General features: G+C 67.7%; 1 protein-coding gene and 1 pseudogene. Both read right to left on the reverse strand.

The features are described from left to right. Positions 1-183, reverse strand: a pseudogene (locus IE88_RS16920) (hypothetical protein); the annotation flags it as partial. Between the two features lie 71 nt (positions 184-254). Next, on the reverse strand, positions 255-558 hold a 304-nt coding region (locus IE88_RS16925; protein ID WP_036767571.1), incomplete at its 5' end, for an efflux RND transporter permease subunit.

The following is a 558-nucleotide window of genomic DNA, read 5'->3' on the forward strand; positions in this document are numbered from 1 at the left end:
AGCGAGTACGAACCCTGCGATGGTCACGGAGGCCAGTGCGTGGTGGACGCTCTCATAGGCCGACGCGTAGGGCGAGTTGACCCATACGAAAGCGAGCAGCATGGCCCCGAGCGTCAGGGCCGCCGAACTCTTCGGCGACCGAAGGACACGTTCCAGCCTGCCGGAATGTCGGTCGTTCGTCATGGCATGCTTCTTCGGTAGAATCTCGATGAGAAGGGGCCGGGTCGCGCCTTTCCGGCGCGACCCGGGATGCATCACTCAGCGGGTTGCAGGATGCCGAGATGGTGAGGCGCGCTGTCCACCTTTGGCTTCGGCGCGAACCATCGATGTAGCGCCGGCAGGACGAGCAACGTCAGCACGGTGGACGTCACGAGGCCACCGACCACCACGGTGGCAAGCGGTCGCTGCACCTCCGCGCCGACCCCGCTCGCGAAGAGGAGGGGGCCAAGGCCGAGCGCGGTCGTCAGAGCTGTCATCAAGACGGGACGTGCCCGCAGCACCGCGCCGTCGACGGCGAGCGCGTCGAGCGGACGCCCCTCCCGCGCGAAGCGGTCGAGG

It is taken from the genome of Parvularcula oceani, assembly GCF_000733125.1.
Taxonomy (GTDB): Bacteria; Pseudomonadota; Alphaproteobacteria; order Caulobacterales; family Parvularculaceae; genus Parvularcula; species Parvularcula oceani.